General features: G+C 64.0%; 20 protein-coding genes, 1 pseudogene and 1 riboswitch. Of the genes and pseudogenes, 8 read left to right on the forward strand and 13 right to left on the reverse strand.

The features are described from left to right. The first annotated feature begins 172 nt into the window (after positions 1–172). Positions 173–775 (forward strand): IS66 family insertion sequence element accessory protein TnpB, encoded by a 603-nt coding sequence (gene tnpB / locus HHAL_RS13030; RefSeq protein WP_081432185.1) that lies wholly within the window; start codon positions 173–175, stop codon positions 773–775. 138 nt (positions 776–913) lie between these two features. Further along, positions 914–1,249, forward strand: a pseudogene (locus tag HHAL_RS06575) (transposase); the annotation flags it as partial. An 18-nt stretch (positions 1,250–1,267) separates the two neighbouring features. Here the strand turns inward: HHAL_RS06575 and HHAL_RS13035 are convergent. Continuing rightward, positions 1,268–1,549: a helix-turn-helix transcriptional regulator gene (locus HHAL_RS13035; RefSeq protein WP_011814088.1), complete on the reverse strand. Its 282-nt coding sequence runs from the start codon at positions 1,547–1,549 to the stop codon at positions 1,268–1,270. A gap of 469 nt (positions 1,550–2,018) precedes the next feature. On the opposite strand from HHAL_RS13035, the gene HHAL_RS06580 reads away from it, so the two are divergent. Together HHAL_RS06580 and HHAL_RS06585 are read left to right on the forward strand one after the other, a co-directional pair. Next, on the forward strand, positions 2,019–2,381 hold the full coding sequence (locus HHAL_RS06580) for a nucleotide pyrophosphohydrolase (protein WP_011814089.1): 363 nt from the start codon (positions 2,019–2,021) through the stop codon (positions 2,379–2,381). A gap of 8 nt (positions 2,382–2,389) precedes the next feature. Further along, entirely contained in the window at positions 2,390–4,840 is a 2,451-nt protein-coding gene (locus tag HHAL_RS06585; protein ID WP_011814090.1) for a DNA/RNA helicase domain-containing protein, read from the forward strand. Between the two features lie 150 nt (positions 4,841–4,990). Here the strand turns inward: HHAL_RS06585 and HHAL_RS06590 are convergent, their stop codons facing one another. After that, a complete protein-coding gene (locus HHAL_RS06590; protein ID WP_011814091.1) occupies positions 4,991–5,362 on the reverse strand; it encodes a DUF2237 family protein in 372 nt (123 codons plus the stop codon). A gap of 142 nt (positions 5,363–5,504) precedes the next feature. Here HHAL_RS06590 and HHAL_RS13465 point away from each other — a divergent pair, with 142 nt between their 5' ends. Further along, a complete protein-coding gene (locus tag HHAL_RS13465) occupies positions 5,505–6,032 on the forward strand; it encodes a DNA polymerase Y subunit UmuC family protein (protein ID WP_011814092.1) in 528 nt (175 codons plus the stop codon). Positions 6,033–6,353: 321 nt separating this feature from the next. On the opposite strand, the gene HHAL_RS12615 is transcribed toward HHAL_RS13465, so the two are convergent. Continuing rightward, on the reverse strand, positions 6,354–7,283 hold the full coding sequence (locus HHAL_RS12615) for a ComEA family DNA-binding protein (RefSeq protein WP_011814093.1): 930 nt from the start codon (positions 7,281–7,283) through the stop codon (positions 6,354–6,356). 45 nt (positions 7,284–7,328) lie between these two features. Here HHAL_RS12615 and HHAL_RS06605 point away from each other — a divergent pair, with 45 nt between their 5' ends. Continuing rightward, positions 7,329–8,861 carry an IS3 family transposase gene (locus HHAL_RS06605; RefSeq protein ID WP_011814094.1) on the forward strand — a complete coding sequence of 511 codons (1,533 nt, stop codon included), beginning with the start codon at positions 7,329–7,331 and terminating at the stop codon, positions 8,859–8,861. Positions 8,862–9,057: 196 nt separating this feature from the next. Here HHAL_RS06605 and HHAL_RS12620 read toward each other — a convergent pair whose 3' ends face one another. The 10 genes from HHAL_RS12620 to HHAL_RS06650 all read right to left on the reverse strand — a co-directional run bounded on the left by HHAL_RS12620 (position 9,058) and on the right by HHAL_RS06650 (position 17,972). Continuing rightward, the gene (locus tag HHAL_RS12620) at positions 9,058–10,737 is read right to left on the reverse strand and encodes a GGDEF domain-containing protein (RefSeq protein WP_011814095.1); all 1,680 of its coding nucleotides are present in this window, start codon (positions 10,735–10,737) and stop codon (positions 9,058–9,060) included. A gap of 257 nt (positions 10,738–10,994) precedes the next feature. Beyond that, on the reverse strand, positions 10,995–11,648 hold the full coding sequence (locus HHAL_RS06615; RefSeq protein ID WP_011814096.1) for an SOS response-associated peptidase: 654 nt from the start codon (positions 11,646–11,648) through the stop codon (positions 10,995–10,997). A 754-nt stretch (positions 11,649–12,402) separates the two neighbouring features. Then, the gene (locus HHAL_RS06620) at positions 12,403–12,774 is read right to left on the reverse strand and encodes a hypothetical protein (RefSeq protein ID WP_041595085.1); all 372 of its coding nucleotides are present in this window, start codon (positions 12,772–12,774) and stop codon (positions 12,403–12,405) included. A gap of 15 nt (positions 12,775–12,789) precedes the next feature. Further along, entirely contained in the window at positions 12,790–12,993 is a 204-nt protein-coding gene (locus HHAL_RS06625) for a hypothetical protein (RefSeq protein WP_041595086.1), read from the reverse strand. Positions 12,994–13,532: 539 nt separating this feature from the next. Next, positions 13,533–14,219 (reverse strand): hypothetical protein, encoded by a 687-nt coding sequence (locus tag HHAL_RS06630; protein ID WP_011814098.1) that lies wholly within the window; start codon positions 14,217–14,219, stop codon positions 13,533–13,535. 110 nt (positions 14,220–14,329) lie between these two features. Further along, positions 14,330–14,845: a hypothetical protein gene (locus HHAL_RS06635; RefSeq protein ID WP_041595088.1), complete on the reverse strand. Its 516-nt coding sequence runs from the start codon at positions 14,843–14,845 to the stop codon at positions 14,330–14,332. A gap of 234 nt (positions 14,846–15,079) precedes the next feature. After that, positions 15,080–15,268, reverse strand: coding sequence for a hypothetical protein (locus tag HHAL_RS13320; RefSeq protein WP_144446111.1), 189 nt, complete (start codon positions 15,266–15,268; stop codon positions 15,080–15,082). Positions 15,269–15,686: 418 nt separating this feature from the next. Continuing rightward, a complete protein-coding gene (locus HHAL_RS06640) occupies positions 15,687–16,910 on the reverse strand; it encodes a ComEA family DNA-binding protein (protein ID WP_011814100.1) in 1,224 nt (407 codons plus the stop codon). 169 nt (positions 16,911–17,079) lie between these two features. Beyond that, positions 17,080–17,430, reverse strand: coding sequence for a hypothetical protein (locus tag HHAL_RS06645; RefSeq protein WP_011814101.1), 351 nt, complete (start codon positions 17,428–17,430; stop codon positions 17,080–17,082). Between the two features lie 239 nt (positions 17,431–17,669). Next, positions 17,670–17,972: a DUF3006 domain-containing protein gene (locus HHAL_RS06650; protein WP_011814102.1), complete on the reverse strand. Its 303-nt coding sequence runs from the start codon at positions 17,970–17,972 to the stop codon at positions 17,670–17,672. Positions 17,973–18,296: 324 nt separating this feature from the next. Between HHAL_RS06650 and HHAL_RS06655 the strand changes: the two genes are divergently transcribed. Further along, positions 18,297–19,298, forward strand: coding sequence for an MBL fold metallo-hydrolase (locus HHAL_RS06655; RefSeq protein ID WP_049751496.1), 1,002 nt, complete (start codon positions 18,297–18,299; stop codon positions 19,296–19,298). Positions 19,299–19,583: 285 nt separating this feature from the next. Further along, a riboswitch (M-box (ykoK) riboswitch) is annotated at positions 19,584–19,765 on the forward strand. Between the two features lie 149 nt (positions 19,766–19,914). Then, positions 19,915–20,550 carry a magnesium transporter gene (locus HHAL_RS06660; protein ID WP_011814104.1) on the forward strand — a complete coding sequence of 212 codons (636 nt, stop codon included), beginning with the start codon at positions 19,915–19,917 and terminating at the stop codon, positions 20,548–20,550. Positions 20,551–20,621 lie beyond the last annotated feature (71 nt).

The raw sequence follows: 20,621 nt of genomic DNA on the forward strand, positions 1-20,621 counted from the left end.
GTGCCTATATGTTGTGCCTCGCCGTCCCCGCCCAAGCGAGGAGCTGTCATGGCCACCGAGCATGCCCTGTTCACCGGCGCGCTGGTATGCGTCCGGTGAACCCCGTGTATCCACCGTAACGTCCACCGGTTAGCTTGGCCCCGTGTTTTGATCCGCGACCACGGAGGTGGCGATGGCCGGCGGGACTCAAGAGCGCAAGCGCGCCTTCTGCGCGCAAGAGGGCGTGGCCGAGAGCACCTTCACCGCCTGGCGCCGACACCTGCAGGCCGCTGCGGTGGCACCGAGCGCGGCACCGAAACCGGCCGAGGCGACGGAGCCGACGCCTTCGGCGCCAGAGCCCGCTGGTGGCCTGTTCGCTGAGCTTTCGTTACCGGGCGCCTCGCCATCGGACGACCCCCTCCGGGGTAAGCAGGACGCTGCGCCCTGGGGGTCGAGTTGGACCTCGGCGCCGGGGTCTTCTGCGGATCCGGCGGGCCCCGGGGTGCTGACGCCGCCGCGGCGCCTGTGGCTGTGTACCCGGGCGACGGACATGCGGTGCTCGTTCGATGGTCTTGCCGCGCTGGTGCGTCGCCACCTCGGGCGGGATCCGCTCAGTGGGCAGGGCTTCATCTTCGTCAATCGCCGGCGCACCCTGATGAAGCTGCTCTACTTCGACGGCGACGGCTACTGCGTGTGGAGCAAACGCCTCGAGCAGGGTCAGTTCGGCGTGGGGGGCGCTCAGGTACAGACCGTGGAGGCGCTGACCTGGACGCAGTTCGCCGCATTGCTTGAGTAGGACTGAATCTGACTATACCTTGAGTCTCGCCCAGCGCCGCGCCGGTTATGAGGCTGGGCGCAAGGGTTTGGAAGGATGCAGCAGGCCTTAAGCGGATAATAACCGTCGGGCGTGACAGCGCTCGGTTTACCGGGCATGAAGGTCTTTCACTCAGCACATAAACGGGGCGTCGATACCCGCCGCCTGCGACGAGAGATGCGGCGGCGTTCGGCGGTGGAGGCGGTGATCGGCCACATGAAGATCGACGGGCGCATGGACCGGTGCCGGCTCAAGGGCCGCCTCGGCGATGCCATGAACGCGGTGCTCGCCGCGGCCGGGCACAACATCCGACTGCTACTCCGGGCGATGGCCGCCTTTTTGCGGCTTGCTCTGCGGGCGCTCCTGCAGCGGATGTCCATGGAGGGTCACCCCGATGTCCACTCCGCGCCGACGATGTCGGCCGCATGCCCGAAACGGAACAAGAAACACGAGTAACCCGTTATTCAGAACCGACTATCCAGACCTCCCTTGCATCGAGTCGGTGAACGAGGAATTCCGAGGACGCCCTTTGCGCGGCGCGCCCTTCTTCAATAACTTGGCCGGCTCAGCCCCTGGGTACTCCACCCTACTCTCAAGCCAGGCGTCCACGTCGTCCAGGCGCCAGCGGTAATGGCGGCCTAGCTTGATGTAGGGAGGCAAATCCTGACCTCGACAGAGCCTGGCACGAATCGCACCAGGCGCTAATCCGAGGTACTGTGCAAGATCGTTGGTGGTGAGAAGCGGTGGTCGGTGCATGCGCCTTGTCCTGTTTGGGGTTCACTACCCTGTAAGGGATCAGCGACCACACCGACCGGCTTGGGACCCAGACCGCTCCCCAGAAGCCCAGATCTATGCAGTACTCATGCAGTACTGCATAGGCAAAAACTTGTCATTCGCCGTAACGTGGAGTAATCTCCAGTAACTGTAAACGACTGATTGGTCGCGCCTTTATAGCGTAAGCGCTTGTTCCTCGGGACAGTCTGATGGCTTTCACACGGCAGGGGTCGCTGGTTCGATCCCAGCGCCGCCCACCAACTTCCCTGCGGCTTAAGCCTCTTCCACCAGGCTCTGGGTCGCTTAAGTCTCACAGCGCCCCCCTCCCCCGCCGTGACGCTCCCAAGTGCGTCATTGGATGATACCCTCGGAGTCTTGCAAACACGTCATCCTGGCGACAGGTGTCGCGTTGCTGGGACGCTTCTTCGCCTGACGACGAACGACCAGGATCATGTCCGACCAATACCCTGAGTCCTTCCGAGAGTTCCAGCAGCAGCTACACAGTTTCGTCGCCGAGCGCGACTGGTCACAGTTCCATACCCCGAAGAACCTGGCTATGGCCCTGGCCGGCGAGGTCGGGGAACTCGTCGAGCATTTCCAATGGCTGAGCAACGAGGCCTCTGACAGCCTGCCGGTGGGAAAGCTAGCAGAGGTACGTCGTGAACTGGCGGACATCCAGATCTATACGCTGTTGCTGGCCAATCGGCTGGAGTTGGATCTTGCCGCGGCCGTCCGCGATAAGATTGCTGAAAACGAAGCCAAGTATCCGCCGGACCGCGCCTTCGGGCGGTCTGACAAGTACACCGATCTTTAAAGACCCTGATGCTTGTCTATAGCGGCGACAAGAGCACCTTCCTCACGGATGTAGCGGATAACCGGATCTCGGATCGCATCCTCGCAGCCATGACCCGACGCAGTATGGGCGGGGTCAGTGAGAGCGAACGCCGATCCTGGGAGCAGTCCCTGCTCTACATGAAGAACGTGGTCGAGGACCCGAACATCCCGGATGACGCCGGCATCGCTGTGGAGTACCGCATCCCGCAGACATCCAAGCGGGTAGACGTCATCATATCTGGCCTCGATGACGAACAACGCGAGTCCTGCGTCATCATTGAGCTCAAGCAGTGGCAGCACGCCGAGGCTACCGGCAAGGACGCCATCGTTCGCACACTCCTAGGCGGTGGGATCCGGGAAACCACTCACCCCTCCTATCAGGCGTGGAGTTACAGCACGCTACTGGAGGATTTCAACGAAGCTGTGCAGAACGGCGGGATTCGGCTGACCCCGTGCGCCTATCTGCACAACTGCACCGACGGCAGCGGCCTCCAGGAACCACTCTACGACCGCTATCTGCAGTGCGCCCCGCTCTTCCTCCGGCACGACACACAAAAGCTGCGCGCGTTCATTCGGAGGTATGTCCGGTACGGTGACCATCGCCGCGTCCTTTATCGCATCGACCAAGGGCGTATCCGCCCCTCCAAAGACTTGGCCAGTTCCCTCGCCCGTCTGATCCGCGGCAACCGAGACTTCCTGATGATCGACGACCAGAAGGTTGCCTACGAGGCTGCCCTGGAAGTCGGGACTATCGCTCAGGAATTCGGCAAGCAGGTACTGATCGTCGAAGGAGGTCCGGGCACGGGAAAGTCCGTAGTCGCCATCAACTTGCTGGTTGAACTGACCAAGCGCCACCAGACTGTCCACTACGTCACTCCGAACCGGGCGCCGCGGCAGGTCTACGAAGGACGGTTGACGGGCACTCTGACCAAAACCCGGTTCAGCAACCTCTTCAAAGGGTCCGCCGCGTATGACAACGCGGAGCGTGACGAAATGGATGGGCTCCTCGTTGACGAAGCCCACCGCCTTCAGGAGCGCTCGCGGTGGCAGCGCGCTGGAACCAACCAGATCCGTGACATCATCCGCGCGGCCCGGACCAGCGTCTTTTTCGTCGATGAGGCGCAGCAGGTCACCTGGAACGACACCGGCTCCATCCAGGAAATCGAGCGCTGGGCACGCGCTGAGGGGGCCACCATCCATCGCGCCGCACTGCAGTCACAGTTCCGCTGCAGCGGTTCCGACGGCTACCTGGCGTGGCTCGATCAAGCTCTCCAGATCCGCGACACGGCTCAGAAGGACCTGCACGGCATCCGTTACCACCTAGAAGCCGTTGACTCCCCCCGAACCCTCTACCAGCGCATTGTGGAACTAGACGGCAACGGTTCCAGGGCTCGTTTGGTGGCCGGTTACTGCTGGGATTGGATCAGCAAGAAAGACCCCTGCGCGTGGGATATCACGTTCCCGGAAGAGAATCTCTTCATGCGGTGGAATCTTTACGAGGACGAGGGACGCTACCTGGAGAAGACGCACTCGATCGATCAAGTCGGATGCATCCATACGGTACAAGGTCTGGAGATGGACTACGTGGGGGTGATCATTGGCCCCGACCTGATCGTGCGCAACGGCCACGTCGTCACCCAGCCCTCCAAACGGGCCCGCACGGACCGATCCCTTCACGGCTACAAGACTGCTCGCAAGGAGGCCCCGGAAGAGTGCGACGCCCGGGCGGACGCGATTATCAAGAACACCTATCGAACCTTGATGAGCCGCGGCCTCAAGGGGTGCCTGATCCACTGCACGGATCCGGAGACACAGGCCTACTTCCGGCAGGAGATCGAGGCCGCTTTCTCCCAGCCTTCGGACAATACGGAGGCTTCGACGTTGCAGCCGGCGCCGGTCATTCCCCTGGATGAACAGTCATCGACCGAAGCGGAGGATGAACCGCGCACTATCCCCGCCGAAGCAGTCACGCCAGCGGATAACGCTGTGCCGTTTATCGAACTGGAGGCCGCTGCCGGAGAGTTTCAGGCGGGATTCGCTGAGGCGGAGCGCCTTGAAGAGACGGAGACTTGGATTGCTTTGCCGGAACTCTACCGCGCCCGCCGCGGGTTGTTCGTTGCACGCGTCAAAGGAGAGTCCATGAATCGGCGCATCCCGAATGGCGCCTGGTGCCTCTTCGAGGCCAACCCCGGTGGATCGCGGCACGGCCGGGTCGTGCTCGCGTACCACCGGGATATCCAGGACCCGGACAACAATTCTGCGCTGACTGTAAAACGGTACTACAGCGAGAAGATCACCTCGGCCGACGGCCAATGGCAGCACTCACGGATTACCCTGGCCTGCGACACCCTGACCCCAGGCTATGAGGATATCGTGCTTGAGGAAGAGCAGGCGCGGGATCTTCGGATACTGGGAGAGTTCAAGGGCACCGTTGCCTGACTCTAGGGGTATCGACACGGCCGTCGAAATCGGCGTGGTTCACCACCAAGAGCGCGCCCGGCCCCAAATCGCGGGCCAGCAGGGCGCACTAGTCGACCCCGGTTGACAGGCGCAAATCGGAGCGCCGAGCCAGTGGCTTTGCCCCCTCACTCAGAGCGCGTAGGCCTTCAGCGTATCGAGGTCAATCACGGCCAGGGTCTCGGCATGCTTAGCGTGCAGATCCACCATCGGAGCCACTCCCGCGCGGTAGGCCTCCATCCAGCGGCCGGCGCAACGACACCATCGGTCCCCGGGCTGAAGGCCGGGAAACCCCATGCCCGGATTGGGGGCCGTCAGGTCGTTGCCCTGCTCCCGGGTAAAGCTCAGAAACGCCTCGTCCAGCCGGGCGCAGACCGTGTGGATTCCAACGTCCTCGTGACCAGTATTGCAGCAGCCGTCCCGGTAAAAGCCGGTCAAAGGCTGAGTGCTACAAGGCGCGAGGGGCTGGCCGAGCACATTGAGGGACTCGAAAGGCTGGCTCATTGCGATCTCCAACTCCGAAGATGGGGGATCATGCGGCAGGGGTGCTCATCCACCGGCGCCCGAAGTAGTCAAGCACCCCGTCGATGCGCACCCCGACATTGTCGCGGGTGATGACCTCCTGTTTGGGGAAGTCACCTCGGGGATGGCAGCCGCATCATTCATGCACCGCCGGAGCAGCATCAGTGCCAGCGGTACCAACACCACCCCGGAGAACGCGGTCTGGGGTGTCGGCCAACGGCTCGCCGATCGCCTGGCTGAGCTCGGCATTCAGACCACCGAGGATCTCGCCAGGTTACCCCCGCGGCGGATCCGTCAGCACTTCCCCGTGACCCTGGCGCGAACGGCGGAGGAGCTGCGGGGCTGCGCCTGCCACGACCTTGAAAGCGAACCGGCGCCCCGGCAGCAGATCGTCTGCTCGCGTACTTTCGGCACGCCGGTTCGTGACAAGCCGGCGCTGCGCGAGGCCGTGGCGGATTACGCGGCGCGGGCTCAATCGGCGGACCTGGTGTTCTGGGTCCGTGAGGCGGGGGGAGCGTTAGTGCCCACAGATGGTGTTATGCACAACAGCCCTCTAGGTACAGGCACAAAGGTGGGTGCCCTGGCTGGGCTCCTTCCGGTGCGCGAGAACGCGTCCATCGCCCCCCTCCACCACAGGCACGGCGAACGGTGATGGCATGCTCAGCTGACACCCTCGGGTCGTTCTCGGCGAAAACAGCAGGGCCGCCCGGGGTTGACATTGCCGGTCGCGGTAGTCATTGACCGCTCGTTTCTGCACAAGCTCCCAGCAAACGCCTCGTAACCCACTGACGGATGGAAGGGTAACGATAGGTTGCTGATTTGCCGTTGCTTTAGCACTGGCTACGGGTTATCCAGTCGACCTCGAATGCCCTCATGGCAAGGCTTCGGTCGACGTTCTCCACACGGTTTTCCACAGGTTTTGTGGAAAGGGGATCTCAGTTCTACCGCCGCGGCACGCTCCTCCCGCGCCCACTCACACCTTCACCTGATCGGCGATCTCCGCCAGGCGGCTCGTGCCGATCCCGTCGACTTCCTCAAGCTGCTCGATCCGCCGGATCGGTCTCAGGGCGACGATCGCCTCGGCGCGCTCCGGGCCGATGTGGGGGATCGCCTGGAGTTCTTCGATGGAGGCCGTGTTGAGGTCGATGCGCCCCGTCGGCTCGTCGCCCTGCCCCGCCCCCGGTGCACCACGAGCCGACCGCGCTGAGGATGGCTTCGTCGCCTCATCCACCGGCCGGGCCGGCTCGATCTGTAGCTGGGCGTGATCAGCGAAGATCTCCAGCATCTGCTCCTGGAGCACCGTCCGTGGGCCCTGGATCAGGGCCAGGTCATCGGCCTCAAAGAGCAGCGCCGCCCGCCGGGACCCCTCCAGTTTCTCGGCCGCCACTTCGGCGAGCAGTGCGATCAGGATCCGGTGCGCATCCTCCTTCGGCTGAACGGCGGCGCGGCAATGTTCAAGTCCCTGTGCCGCCTCCGCGAAGACCTCCGGGGAGCGCGGAAGCGCGACCCATCCCGCCTTCTCGCTGACCCGTCGGTGCGTCCGCTGGCCGTCCTGGAGCGCCTCACCCCGCCCCCAGACGGCCACCGCCAGGGCGAAGGCGGCGCTGAGCCGGTCCGCGTCCCAGCGGTTGATCGCCTGCTCGACGGCCTCGTCGATCCGCCGGCGCTGCCGGCACAGCCGGGCATTGCGCCACCACCGCGGCAGGGCGTGCACGTTGTCACCGACCCACTGCCCGAGGGCGATGGCGCCGCGCAGCAGCCCGCCAATGAGCATCAAGAGCAGCTGCACACCGCCGACGATGGCAGCGAAGACCATGTAGATCAGCTGCAGCTGCGCCGCCTTCTGCCCCCGGGCCTGGACGCCGAAGAGCTTCGCTGTTAGTGGCCACGTAGACTGACCCACAGTGGGGTGCGGATAAAAACTTGGACTACAAGATGGGAGTAGTCCATGTACACGTACGAGCAGCGGATCAAGGCAGTAGAGCTCTACATCCAGTACGACAAGAACGCGGCAGTTACCGTCCGGGAGCTCGGGTATCCGTCGAAGAAGAACCTGCGGCGCTGGTATGACATTTACGCAGCAACCGGTGATTTGCCGAAGCGATCGAAGCGCAAACCAAGGTATTCGGCGGAACAGAAGCAAAGGGCCGTTGACCACTACATGACCCATGGCCGTTGTCTAGCGAGGACTCGCAAGGCGCTAGGTTATCCTGGTGTCGAAACGCTAAGCCATTGGGTTCTGGAGCGTGAGCCCGACTTGCGTACCGGATCGAGCGCCAGCTTAACGAAGCCTCCTTCGTCGGATGAGACTAAGCGGGAGGCCGTCATTGAGCTATGTTCCCGGCAAGGGGCGGCTTCAGAGGTTGCCGAGAGGGTGGGCGTCAGCAGGCAGGTGCTGTACAAGTGGAAGGACCGCTTACTCGGTGCCGAGGCGCGCCCCCCAATGAAACCGCGTGACGATACGACCTCGCAAAGCGAACGTGGCGCCCTGGAGCAAGAGATCGAAACGCTGCAACGGCGCGTCCACCGCCTTCAGCTTGAACACGATCTGCTAACAAAAGCGAACGAACTGTTAAAAAAAGACCACGGCGTCAACCTGCAGCTCCTGACGAACAAGGAGAAGACCCTGCTGGTTGACGCCCTCCGAAACATCTACTCGCTCACGGAGCTGTTCACGCCGCTGCGCCTAGCCCGTAGCAGCTACTTCTACCATCGGGCTCGGCTGCGACGGCCGGAGAAGTACAGCGCCCTTCGTGGCCTTGTCAGTAGTCTGTTTGAGGACAACCACTACTGTTACGGCTACCGACGCATCCGCGTCGAACTCCACCGTCTTGGCATCGTGATCTCCGAGAAGGTGATCCGGCGGCTCATGGCGGAGGAGCAGCTCGTTGTCCAGACGACCAAGTGCCGTCGTTTTAGCTCGTACCGCGGCGAAATCACTCCGGCCCCTGAGAACGTGGTTAACCGGGACTTCAGTGCACCGGCGCCTAACCGCAAGTGGCTGACCGATCTCACCGAGTTTCAGATTCCGGCCGGCAAGGTCTACCTATCCCCGTTAATCGACTGCTTCGACGGGCTGGCGGTCAGTTGGACGGTGGGAACCCGGCCTGATGCTGAGCTGGTGAACACGATGCTCGATTACGCCGTTGCGGTGCTTAAAGACGATGAGAAGCCGGTGGTTCATAGCGATCGCGGGGCGCACTATCGTTGGCCTGGGTGGTTATCCCGCATTGAGTTAGCCGGCCTGACCCGGTCGATGTCACGCAAAGGCTGTACGCCAGACAACGCCGCCTGTGAAGGCTTCTTTGGACGCCTGAAGGCCGAGTTCTTCTATACCCGTGACTGGCACGGCGTGACCCTTGAGCAGTTCATCGAGAAACTCGATGCCTATCTGCAATGGTACAACCGAAAACGCGTTAAGCTGTCGCTAGGAGGCCGGAGCCCTCTTGAGTACCGAGACAGCCTCGGAATTGCAGCATGAACCAGTCCAAGAAAATAGCCGCATACCCCAGCCGGCCATCAGAATTGACCCACCTTCGGGTGGCCCCTGGCCACGAGAGACCGTACCGTCGGCCGCCTGACCAAGCTGCGGAAGGCGGGGACCATGAAGGAGTGGGTCATGATTCATCGGATCAAAGCGCTGTACGACGAGGGACGCGGGTTATCCGTCCGTGCCATCAGCTCGGCGACACGATGGAGACGCGATTGCGGCCCTGGTGCTTGGCGGCGTAAAGCGCGCAATCGGCGCGCTCGAAGAGGTCGCGGTCGCTGTCTTCGCTAGCCAGGACGCTGACCCCAAAGCTTGCCGTCAGCCCGTGTTGCCTGAGCACCGGATGGTCGGCGAGAGCCCTGCGCAGCTTATCGGCTGACTGCTGTGCTCCGTCCAGGCCGGTGGCGGGTAGCAGGATCACGAACTCCTCGCCGCCCCAGCGGCCGACGATGTCGGCCTCGCGGACCCCGGCACGCAGCTGGTCGGCGAGATGGCGGAGGATCTTATCGCCGACGGCATGGCCGTGCTCGTCGTTGACCCGTTTGAAGTGGTCCAGATCGATCAGCAGCATCGCCAGGGGTTTGCCGGTCTCTTGGTGTTGGGCCACCTGGGTGGCGATCTGTTGGTCGAGGCCGCTGCGATTGAGCAGGCCGGTCAGGCGGTCGTGTTGCGCCTGTTGGTCCAGCGCATGGATTTCTCGCCGACTGCGCGCCAGTCCGCGGTTGATCTGCCAGGCGAGCAGGCGCAGTTCGTGGATCCAGCGGACGGGGCCGTGGATGGGTACCGTCTGTCTCGCAGCCGCCGCTTGGGCTGTCTGTCGCAGTGGGGTGACCAATAGCCGGCGTGCCATCTGGTGGAAGAGCGCAGTGGCCAGGACGACGAGTCCGCCCGTGCCGACTAGCACCGCAATCCAGATCTTACGCACATCCTCAGAACCGGGGTGTTGCATTTCCAGCCGGGCGAGGATGTCCAAGTGGTGGCCATCGTCGTCGAGTTCAATGCGGTTGAGCCAGGCGTAATACGATCGGGGTTGGTCCGTTGTTTCTGGCCGGTAGAGGCCCCGTTGCCCGACGGCGCGCTGGAAACGCTCCAGCTTTTGGTCCTGCTGCGTCGGGACCTCGGCGAAGGCCTTGGCCTTGTTCAACTCTTGCAGAGCCGGGTCCAGGCCTAGAGAGATCAGCCATTGGCCATTGACCAGGAAGAAGAGCTCGCCCTCGTAAAGCGCCCGCTGGTCCAAGCGCTCTTCCATGCCTCGGAACACTTCATCGATGAACGCCGGGCTGAGACCCAGTTCCAGGGCGTAGCCGTCATCGCCGAGCGGGCCATAGGTATAGAAGCGGAACTCCCGGCTTACCAGCTCAAGGGTGGGTGGCCCGATCAGGACTTGGTCCTCGGCGAGCGCAGTCTTGAGCATACCGTGCGCATCTTCCATGCCCTCCATAGTGAAATCCAATCCTTCGTCGGGCTCGAAGGTGGTTCGGCTGATGCGCAGCTCCGGGGTGACGATGTAGACGTGGACCGGGTCGCCGAGTTCCTCGCTGAGCCGCTTCGCCAGGGCCTCGAGGTCGGTCTCCTCGATCCCGCGCTCCTCGATGGTCTGTCGGGCCTTTTCATGGGCCCGCCGATAGCGGGGTTCCCGGGCCTCCAGAAACCGCTCGAGTTCCGCGTAGCCGGCTCGCAGTTCGGCGCGTACCCCTTCGGCCAGCACAGCGTTGACGCGCTGATCGTGGGCTTGCTGCCTGTCCAGCAGGATCGCGCCGCCGATGGTGAGGATGGCGACGAGGGCGGCGAGCAGGAAGCCAATGCCGATCAGGAGTAGTGCGCCGACGCCGATGCGTGGGCGGTATCGTGCGGGGAACAGGGCCATGGCAGGCGGGCTTCCGTGCTCGCTAAAAGGGGGGCGCGCCACACGGGGCGCCCCGAGGGGCGCCCCGTGTGGATCATCGGACGATCATTGTCTCGAAAGTTGTTCCGGCAAGTCTGGCACAACTCGCCGACCTGCATAAATGGCCCTTGGTACATCCTTACAAGCGGCCCCCCAAGGAAGGGTGATGGCACTTCGTCGAAACATCGACGCCGCTCTGATGAACTGCCAGCCGGCGCCCGTTGCGAACAACTGACTCTTTAGAGGGAGCGAATCAAGTCAGGACCGTTGTTCTTGGGTGTGTTCACCCGAGAGCTGACCGGATGTGCGACCAGCTGCGCCATATTTAGGCCGCGAGTTGCCGCTTTCACGGACTTCCGATCACTGATTTCGGGATCCAGCCACTCGTCCCAGCACTCGGGCGCGAGGACGAGCGGCATGCGGTCGTGGAGAGGCTGCAGATGCGCCTTCGACGGCTGCGTGATGATTGCGAAGGACGCCGCCCGTTCTTCGGTGGCCGGCTCATAGACACCCGCGAAGCACAGCAGGTCGTCGTCCCGGGAGGCGATGAAGTGCGGAACCTTCCCCTGTTCGGCCTTTTGCCACTCGAACCAACCGCTGGCTGGAATCAGGCAGCGGCGATGGGCGAATGCAGAGCGGAAGTAAGGGCTGGAGGCGACCGTCTCCGCCCGGGCGTTGATCGGTGCGGGTTGGCTGGCGTCGGCCCACCATGGCCGAAATCCCCAAAGCAACGGCAAGAGATGCCTGCCGTGATCGCAAGACACGGCGACCGGCTGCTGCGTGCCCGGCGGTACGTTGTAGTCAGGTGAGAGTTCGCCGCAGTCGTCGTAATCGATGCGAAGCGCTCGCATGATTCGGGAATGCGGAGCGTAACGGGCGAACCGGCCACACACAGTGACAGACTCCGTACTCGGGGGACCGAAAACGATTGTGGCACGGCCTCGGGGCCGTTGTGTGATCCGGCCACGACCACCACGGCTACAACCCGCAACGCGACCGGTGTAGCCACCGCGCCACCGGAACGCAGCAGGAGTCGGTCATCGTGCACACGCTCGACACCATCGGCTACGAGCGCACCGATCTTGGAGTTACCCCGCTTCCGTCGACGGTTCGCGGCTTTCGCACTGGGCGGACGTGACCCCAAAACCCAGTGACGGCGTCTGGGGGGGGGGTGTGGCACCCCTCAATGAACTGGAAAACGGCCAACGTGGGGTGCGCAGAAACGACACTCCGTGTGATTCCGGAACCGAGTGCGGCCAATGAGTGTCAATGGCCACCGCCTCGGACCCACTCCGCTGTGTGGGTCAGTTTACGTGGCCACTAACAGCCTAAGCATCAAGGTCCCCACGAAAGGGCGTCAACTCCAGTCGTTAGCTAAGCACCGGCAGCGGGCATGCCTCTCAAGCTGTTCTCACCCGGTTAGGTGAGAATCCCAGAATCGCGGCTATCACGCGGTCTTCGGTAGCACTCTGCAGAGGCAGCATGGCGAAATGCTCCCGCACTTGCGGGCCGAGCTCATGCTCGACCTCGATGAGAACGGGACGCAGCTTACTGAGACGCATCGGCCCCCGCCCTCGGCGCTCGATCAAATGCCGATACCAGTAGGGCCGGATCAGCGCCAGCCAGCCATCGGCCAGAGCCTCCCAATCAGGCTCTCCTGTGGCAAGGGAAGAGCGCTCCCAATGGAGAATGCCCAGCAGTTCTCTGTATGCGTTCAAGCGTTCTTGTATCCCGGTCTTTGGAGGCCTGCTTCTGGAAGGCGTCCAATACATACCCCATCTCCTCCAGGGCGCGCCGTTTCCGCAAGGGAAGCTGCTGCCATTCCGCCTCCGGCAGGCGCTCAACGAATCGGCCGAGAAGCTCCGCGCTCCTCTCATCAAGGTCGCCATCCTCCGGGTCCTGGGACAGCCGCTGGCGAAGCGCCACGGCCGTCGCCTGCCAGATGGACAGCCGGTAATCCTCCTTCACCAGCCGTTCATGCAGGTACGCCAAAGCGATCAGGCAGCTGTCGAAGGCCAACACCTGCGTGTGGTGTTAGGCAAGATAAAGCAGGTGCTTTACCTTGGCCTGCTCCCGGTTACCGCTCATCGCCCGGACCTCCTCGAGGACCTGCCCCAGCACGCTGCGATCATGGGCGCAGGCCGCCTCCCACGCCTCCACGTCGGTGAGCCAGCCCGGCAGCGGGACGGACAGATGGTTCTCCGGCATCGGCGGCCCTGAATCCAGCTGTTCAAGCATGGCGCCTGTCGTTTTCTCCTTCGGGGAGCAGCTGATCTGAAACTCTCTCTGCGCCCTCTGCGTTCCGCACAGATGCTCGACCAGCGCGGCCCGGGAGGAGCGGAGCCGCTCATCCCGATCTCGCTCCCGGCAAGCTGGAGAACGCCGTAGAGCGTGTCCAGGAGCTCCCGGATACGCCGAGCGCCGTCGCGATCCGCCTCCGTCTCGCCCAGGGCGTAGGTCCGCGCGCGATGCTCTGGGTAGCGGCACAGCCGGCCGGCCCGATCCCGGTAGGCATCCGGGTTCCGATCGATCAGGGTATTGAGCATCCACTTGGTCCGCCGGACGGTAAAGGTCCGGCCAGGCGGACGAGTTCTTGAAGGCTTGCGTAGCCGGTAACCACAAGGGGAGACTCAGCCCCCTTGAGGTCCGCGACGACCTGTGGCCGTACCTTCCGCGTCTGGACATTCTCGCTGCCCGATAGCCCTGCCTGTGAGGGGTCAAAAGCGATGCGCTCCGCGCCATCGCTCGGCCGCAACGGGGCGGCTCATCCGGACGGATCAGTCGCCGGCAAGCTTCGGTTCGTGCTCCGGCTTGATCCAGTCGATGTCATTAACGGCGTCGACGTAGTTCTGCATCCGATTCTCGTGCGTCTCGGCATCGATCTCGCCGGCTTCCTCTTTGGCCTCCAATTGCTGCGCCCGGGTGGCCAGGGCCCGGGTCGCTACGGTGCCCTGGATCGTCTCGAACAGGCCTTCGTGATCGCTGGCCGCGGTCATTTCAGCCTCGTCCTCGATCGCGCCGGCGGGCATGCTGTGGAAATACAGGTCACCGAGTAGACGATCGCCCATCGTCCAGCGCTCCACGAAGCCGTCGTGTCCTTCCTGACGGAATTGAACCACCAAATCCGGGTTGTCCGCCTGCTCGGCGGTCGTAACCTCGGTATCCAGATCGGCGGCCTCCAGGGTCTGCTCGACGGCCCAGGCGAAGTTCTCGTCGAAGGCGGCCTCGATCGCTTGCTCGTCCTCGCCGTCGTGCTCGAGCAGATCGCTATCGACGGCGACGCGCTCAACGCCATCGAAGACCGGCTCGGCATCGCGGACGTCGCTAGCCATCTCGTAGGTTCGATATCCCTCGTAGATTCCGGCTGCTGACTGGGCGGCCTCGTAGGCTTGGCAACCAGTAAGCGCGAGGGCCGTCGCACCGAACATCACTGCAGCCGTCGGAATTTTTTGAACCCCCATCATTCACTCCTCCTCTGGACACTGCGCGCTCTGCACTGCGCCCCCGGTGCCAAAGCGGCCAAGGCTTACTGCCGCCCTCCCTCGTTCCGACGCACGGAAATCCATCGACTTCGTCAAAACCTCGCTGAGGCACCAGCGACCCCCCCCAAATCACCATCCCAAAGCTCCGCGCCGCCGAACACATCCCACCCCTCCGTTACGGGGTAGTGAACAGCGGCCGCCGAGGCCCAGTAATCGAAATCGCCAGCCACGAGCCGACCGTGGACGTCTACCTCGAACGAGCCATGGCGTTCTCGGACTCCAATGCGAACCGTCGGTGCGGTATCCCGGTCATTTGTACCGATGTCGGCGTTCTGATACTCGAATCCACCGGCGACGTAGGCGCGCGAGGCCTGCGAGAACCGAATCGCCGCCGGGCTTTCAAAGGGAATTCCGATTAGTGCAGAAAACCGCTGATAGTCCACCGTGTCGCTGTACGCGCCCCACCCGATCATCGCCAGAACATCGGGGTTGAAGTCGATAAAATCCGGGTGAAAGATCGACGACACCTCCAGGCTGTAGCCCGCCACATCCTCACCAGCCGGGCTGGCGCTGGCATACTGGTGCAGTGCAATCTTGCCGTAATTCAATGGGTCTCGGTCAAACGCTGCTTGGGTGACCGCTGGCGCGAACAGAAGCAGCGCACCTGAATTTATCAACGATCGCGAACAGCGCATGCCCTAAGGTAATCCCCCAAGTGATGCATGGACAATGGCGGCCTTCCACCCGGCCGCCAGCCTTTCCATCTCAGAAATCGAGGTTAGCAAAAGACCAACGTTGCGCAAGAAAAGGACACCGGATCCCTAGGCATCCCGTAAGCATGGTCACGCCGCCATCGGCGTGGCTTCAAGGTAGTCGGCACGAACCTGCGCCGGCGACCGGAACCCATGGCGCTCCAGGAGCCAGCTGTGGTTGTACTGCTCCCGCCACCGCTGCAGGCGCAGCTTAGCCCAGACCTTGCGGTGACCCTCGCCGGTGAACTCAACTACCCTGGATGAACGCCCATATGCCACCTACATCACTGTCCAGGTGAGGGGCGGCGGCCGGGGACTACATCGGCGAACCTCTGAACGGCCCGCTGCGCCTCGCGACGCTGATCCTGCGGTAGATCCCATCGCCACAACCCGGGGATTCACGCAGCTGGCCGAGCACATTCCGCAAAGCGGGGTTGACAATCCCGATCGAGGCCGTCATCAAGCGCCTGCTTCTGCACAAGCGCCCATCTGACGCCTGGCAACCCGCTGATCCATGGAAGCGAATCGCTAGGTTATTGATTTTAAAAGCATGCACCGCTGATCAGTCTTTGTCCACCCAGCCTCGCATGCCCTCACGCCAAGGCCTCGGTCGAGTTTCTCCACATAGTTATCCACAGGTTTTGTGGAAAGCGAGCCTAAGCTCTACAGCCACGGTCCTCCGTTTCATCGCTCGCACTCATACCCGGGTTTGTTCGGCAATCTCCGCGAGCCGGCTCGGTCCGATGCCGTCGACCTCTTCAAGCTGCTCGATCCGCCGAATCGGTCGCATGGCGACGATCGCCTCGGCGCGCTCCGGGCCGATGTGCGGGATCACCTGAAGCTCTTCGATGGAGGCGGTGTTGAGGTCGATCAGTCCCTGCGACAGGTCACGCCCTGGGCGGGATCGGCCGCACTGCCGTTGTGTCGTGTCCACCGGCAAGGCCGGCTCCAGACAGAGTTGCGCATGGTCGGCGAAGATCTCGAGCAGCTCTTCCTGCAGCACGGTCCGCGGACCCCGGGCCAGGGCCAGATCGTCCGCATCGAACAGCAGCTCTGCCCGCCGCCCCCCGTCCATCCCTTGCGTAGCGGCCTCCGCCAGCAACGCGAGCACGATCCGATGCGCATCCTGTGTCAGCTTCACCGCGGCCCGGCAGCGCTCGAGCTCGGCAGCGACCTCTTCGAACACCTCCGGTGATCGGGGCAGGGCTTCAAAGCCCGGATTCTGGGTGACACGTTGCTGGACGCGGTGCCACCCCGCTTTGAGCGTTTCACCGCGCCCCCATAGGGCAACCGCCAGGGCGACTGCAGCACTGAGCCGGTCCGCGTCCCAGCGGTTGATCGCCTGCTCAACGGCCTCGTCGATCCGCCCGCGCTGGCGGCGCAACCGGGCATTGCGCCAACGCCGCGGCAGGGCGTGCACGTGGTCACCCACCCACTGCCCGAGGGCAACGGCGCCGCGCAGCAGCCCGCCAATGAGCATCAGGAGCAGCTGCACGCCACCGACAACGGCGGCGAAGAGCATATAGAAGACCTGAAGCTGGGCCGCCTTCTGCCCCCGGACCTGGACGCCGAAGAGCTTCGCCGAGGAGCGGTTGGGCTTGAGCCAGTTGAACGAGCCGAGCCGGTTGCGCGTGGAGACCGTCGCACCGCTTTTGGAGAGGTTCAGCTTGGTCGGCCCGTTCCCGTAGCGTCCGCGCAGGATGAAACGGCCGTTCTGCAAGGCCACCTGGGTGTTCTTCGCCGGCGTCATCGAAGCCCGGACACCGCGCCGGGTGTTGGCGGTGAGGTTCACACCCGCCGCCCGGGCCTGGGCGCGCAGCGCCACGCCGCCGGTGCGACTGGCCCGCAGGTACTTGCCGCGGTGCTCAACGCGCCGCTGCTTGCCGTAGGCGTCCTTCTTGCCGAGATTGAACAGGCCCATCGCCTTCCCCACCGGTGCAGGTGTTACGCGGGGAAGGGCTTGCGCGCATCCAGCATGATGGCAGCGCCCCCCATCCCGAGGCCCGCCAGCTCCACAACGAGCACCGCAAGGCTAAGGCTCATGATGGCCGGCCCCACCCCAAGACTGCTTCAACGACCGCAACCGACAACTATTGCTCCGGGAGGTGGCGCTCGAGCTCGGCAAGCATCTCTTGGTCCGGGTTGCCCGGATCGTGGCGTTTGGCATCGAGGCTCGCCTGGAGCGCCTCGGCGCTGGAGACCGCAGCGAGCAGCGCCTTGCTAAGCTCATCGATCAGGGACGCCGTCCAGGCCTGGATATCGACGTGCGGCGGCTGCTCGAGCTGCGCCTCGGCCTGGTGTGCCGCGCCGTCGAGGTCACCTCCGTGCTCCTCAACCAGCTTCATCAGGTGCCACATCAGGGTCCGCTCGCAATCGGCCGGCCGAGCGGCACGGACCTCGTCCAGGTAAGCTTGCAGCAGCTGCTCGGGTGTGTCGCTCATCACTTCAGGCTCCAACGTTGGATCAGCCGACAGAATGCACCCAGTGGTCCCGACGACGCCAGCGTAAGCCCACTCCGACTCAACGGCCAGCCGAAGATCACGCACCGACCGTTTCCACAAAACCTGTGGAAAATGGTGTGGATAGGATGAGCGGATCGCCGCCGCGCGGTGCTTTGCAGCGATTGATCAAACCCTGCTCACCCCAGGCCCTGGCCGTCTTCGGGACAGCGGAGCGGCCGTCAGTCGCTGCGCCCGCGCAGCTGATCGAGTTTTGTCCGGACCCGCTCGCGGCGCGCCTCTGTGGCTGCCGGGTCGAGCGTGAAGTGGGCCTTGCGCAGGCCGTCCGTCAGCGCCCCCTCAATCCGCAGGGCGGAACCCTCCTCCACCCCTTCGGGCAGCCGATCGACCTCGACCTCGTAGACCGCTGCCGGATCCAGACCGACGAGCAGGCGGGCCACCCCGTCTTCGATAGCATCGACCGTTGCCGGCGTCGTCGCTGCGTCGGCCGACGAGCTGTCCGACCGTGTGCCTTCTTCATCCATGATCCTCGATTCCTCCGTATAACCGGTTGCAGACGCCACGCCCGCCCAGACGAGCGCGACGGCCACCGTACGCTCAACGCTCCTCACGGTTCGATCCTCCCTGATCGCATGAGCAAGCAGGCATTCCGGCCCGCCCCCCTCAGCATGCCGGGCGCCGCGGCATGAGGGGAACCTTGCCAATCGTCGTTTTTTTCGCCAGGCTCAACACTCCTCTTGGCAATACGGCGCGCGCTGATGAGCCGACACCCACGGCGATGCGCGCTTGGGCGCGCCCTCGCCCTCTCCGTCCTGTTGGTCGCGACTGCCTCCCCGTCCACCGCATCGATGACGCTCACTTTCCTCGATGTCGGCCAGGGCGATGCCACCCTCGTCGCCGCTGATGGCCACTACGTGCTCATCGACGGCGGCCGGGGACGGGAGGACGCCATCGCCCCGCTGCGCGGCAAAGGGGTGCAGGCGCTCGATCTCATGGTCGCCACCCACGCCCACGCGGATCACATCGGCGGCCTGGTGTCCGTCCTGGAAGAGAAGTCGGTAGATACGCTCTGGTACTCCGGCGACGAGCACAGCACCCAGACCTTCGAGGCCTTCCTCGACGCCGCCCTCGGCAGCGGGGTTCGCTACGTCGAGCCCACCCGCGGGCATTCCCGAACCTTCGGCGGACTGGAGGTGACCACCCTCCACCCCGGTGAGCAGACCTCAGGCAGCCACCTCCACGACCGCAATCTCGTCATCCGCCTCGACTACGGGGCCTGCTCCGCGATCATCACCGGCGACATCGAGGGCAGCGGAGAGCGCGCCATCCTGCGCGCCGGGGTGAACGTCAGCGCGGACGTCCTGGAACTCGGCCATCACGGCAGCCGCTCCTCGACGACCACGGAGTGGTTCGAGGCCGTAGACCCGGATTACGCCGTGGTGCAATACGCCGAGGGCAATCCCTACGGCCACCCGCACGGCGAGGTCCTTGACCGCATCGAACGTATGGGCGCCGAGATGCTCGGCACCGGCGCGCACGGGACCATCCGCATGCGCTGCAGCGGTGGCGAGTGGCGCGTGCACACCGAGGTATCTGGGTCCGTGGTTGCCGGCGACCACGAGCCTGGGACTGACCGGGAACCAGAAGACGGGGCGGGTGCCGGGTGCATCGACCTCAATCAGGCACCGGCTGAGACCCTTGAGCAGATCATCCACATCGGTCCGACTCGGGCCGAGGATGTGATCGATGGCCGGCCGTGGTCTTCGGTCTCCGAGCTTGAGGCCATCGACGGCCTCGGGCCGGCTCGGGTGCGGGATATCCAGGAACAGGATGATGCTTGTGTTCGATGAGCCCATCACTTTAGCGTAGTGAGGCCGTCATCCCTCCCGCCATAGCGCAAGATCCATTTGGGAGTCCGACGCCACTGTCAAACAGCCGCCCCATCGCTTCGCAGAGCCGAGAGGCAAGTATTCCCCGGCGCGCGCCAGACTCTTTCATCCTGCGCCCGAGCAAGACACCTGAGATTGGAACGCTGTTGCCCACGCCGAACCGCACCTTCTTTTCTTGACATTTCCATGACACGGACGCGGAACCAATTGATCCCGAAAAGGCGCTCGGTTTGAATACGCCCCTACAGCGAGTCCCGTTAGGTGAGGCTCCTGTGCCGACAAGGTGTGCTGCCCAGAAATGTCGAGAGACGCCAATGGGTTGAACAGGCCCTGCCGAACGAAGGCTTGGTCTAATGCACACCGCGGCCCGCGCCCTGCGCGCGGCCTTTGAGTCGCACAGTGCCGAAGCTCTACGAAGGGGACTTGGTCGCACGCCTGCTCCCACAGGCGTGGGCGCAGCCCGGTGCCCTGCTGCACCGTCCCGGCGAACGCCCGGCGACCGGCCTTCTTGGTAGCGCTCCGGCGGCCTCGCCTCGCGGGCTCGGATCAACCCTGACCGAGCTTGAGGAGCGTAACCATGGCCAACCACGACACCACACAGAAACACACCGCCAGCGATCTCGCCGACAACGCCCTGCGGGACATCGATAAGGCCCGCAGCGACCGCATGCTCAACGGCCCGATCCACTACCCGATCCTTTACCGCGGCGGGCTGCTGCTGATCGTCATGGCCGGCGGGCTGCTGGTCGGCGGACAGGTGGAGCGCTTCGAGGAGAGCCTCGAGGCTCTGATCGTCCTCGCCTTCTTCATCCCCGTCGTCATGGACATGGGCGGCAACATCGGCACGCAGTCGACCACCGCCTTCGCCCGGGGGTTTACCCTCGGCCACGTCTCCACCGCCAATCTTTGGCGCATGGTCGGGCGTGAGCTGGTCATCGGCCTGGTCCTCGGCGTGGTCATGGGCATCATCGGCGGCATCGCGGCCTCCCTGTGGCAGGGGGATCCGAGCGTCGGCCTCGCCGTGGGCGGGGCACTGGCCCTCGGTCTGCCGATCGCCACCACCATCGGATTCCTGATCCCCTACGGCCTGCTGAAGATCGGCGTCGACCACGTCCCGGCCAGCGACCCGATCATGACCACGGTCAAGGATTTCACCATGGTCACGATCTACTTCAGCCTCGCCGCGATGCTGATCGGAATCGACGTCGCCTGAGCGCTGCCAACGAACCCGGCGAAGACGCCCCGGGCGCGCCGCCACCGACCAGCGCCCGGGGCCTTCAGACC

This window comes from Halorhodospira halophila SL1, from assembly GCF_000015585.1.
Taxonomy (GTDB): Bacteria; Pseudomonadota; Gammaproteobacteria; order Nitrococcales; family Halorhodospiraceae; genus Halorhodospira; species Halorhodospira halophila.

Excerpts from the sequence above, each read along its gene's own strand:
- tnpB (WP_081432185.1), top strand. The coding sequence starts at position 173 with ATGGCCGGCGGGACTCAAGAGCGCAAGCGCGCCTTCTGCGCGCAAGAG.
- HHAL_RS13035 (WP_011814088.1), bottom strand. The coding sequence starts at position 1,549 with ATGCACCGACCACCGCTTCTCACCACCAACGATCTTGCACAGTACCTC.
- HHAL_RS06580 (WP_011814089.1), top strand. The coding sequence starts at position 2,019 with ATGTCCGACCAATACCCTGAGTCCTTCCGAGAGTTCCAGCAGCAGCTA.
- HHAL_RS06585 (WP_011814090.1), top strand. The coding sequence starts at position 2,390 with ATGCTTGTCTATAGCGGCGACAAGAGCACCTTCCTCACGGATGTAGCG.
- HHAL_RS06590 (WP_011814091.1), bottom strand. The coding sequence starts at position 5,362 with ATGAGCCAGCCTTTCGAGTCCCTCAATGTGCTCGGCCAGCCCCTCGCG.
- HHAL_RS13465 (WP_011814092.1), top strand. The coding sequence starts at position 5,505 with ATGGCAGCCGCATCATTCATGCACCGCCGGAGCAGCATCAGTGCCAGC.
- HHAL_RS06605 (WP_011814094.1), top strand. The coding sequence starts at position 7,329 with ATGTACACGTACGAGCAGCGGATCAAGGCAGTAGAGCTCTACATCCAG.
- HHAL_RS12620 (WP_011814095.1), bottom strand. The coding sequence starts at position 10,737 with ATGGCCCTGTTCCCCGCACGATACCGCCCACGCATCGGCGTCGGCGCA.
- HHAL_RS06625 (WP_041595086.1), bottom strand. The coding sequence starts at position 12,993 with ATGCTTGAACAGCTGGATTCAGGGCCGCCGATGCCGGAGAACCATCTG.
- HHAL_RS06630 (WP_011814098.1), bottom strand. The coding sequence starts at position 14,219 with ATGATGGGGGTTCAAAAAATTCCGACGGCTGCAGTGATGTTCGGTGCG.
- HHAL_RS06640 (WP_011814100.1), bottom strand. The coding sequence starts at position 16,910 with ATGGGCCTGTTCAATCTCGGCAAGAAGGACGCCTACGGCAAGCAGCGG.
- HHAL_RS06645 (WP_011814101.1), bottom strand. The coding sequence starts at position 17,430 with ATGAGCGACACACCCGAGCAGCTGCTGCAAGCTTACCTGGACGAGGTC.
- HHAL_RS06650 (WP_011814102.1), bottom strand. The coding sequence starts at position 17,972 with ATGGATGAAGAAGGCACACGGTCGGACAGCTCGTCGGCCGACGCAGCG.
- HHAL_RS06655 (WP_049751496.1), top strand. The coding sequence starts at position 18,297 with ATGACGCTCACTTTCCTCGATGTCGGCCAGGGCGATGCCACCCTCGTC.
- HHAL_RS06660 (WP_011814104.1), top strand. The coding sequence starts at position 19,915 with ATGGCCAACCACGACACCACACAGAAACACACCGCCAGCGATCTCGCC.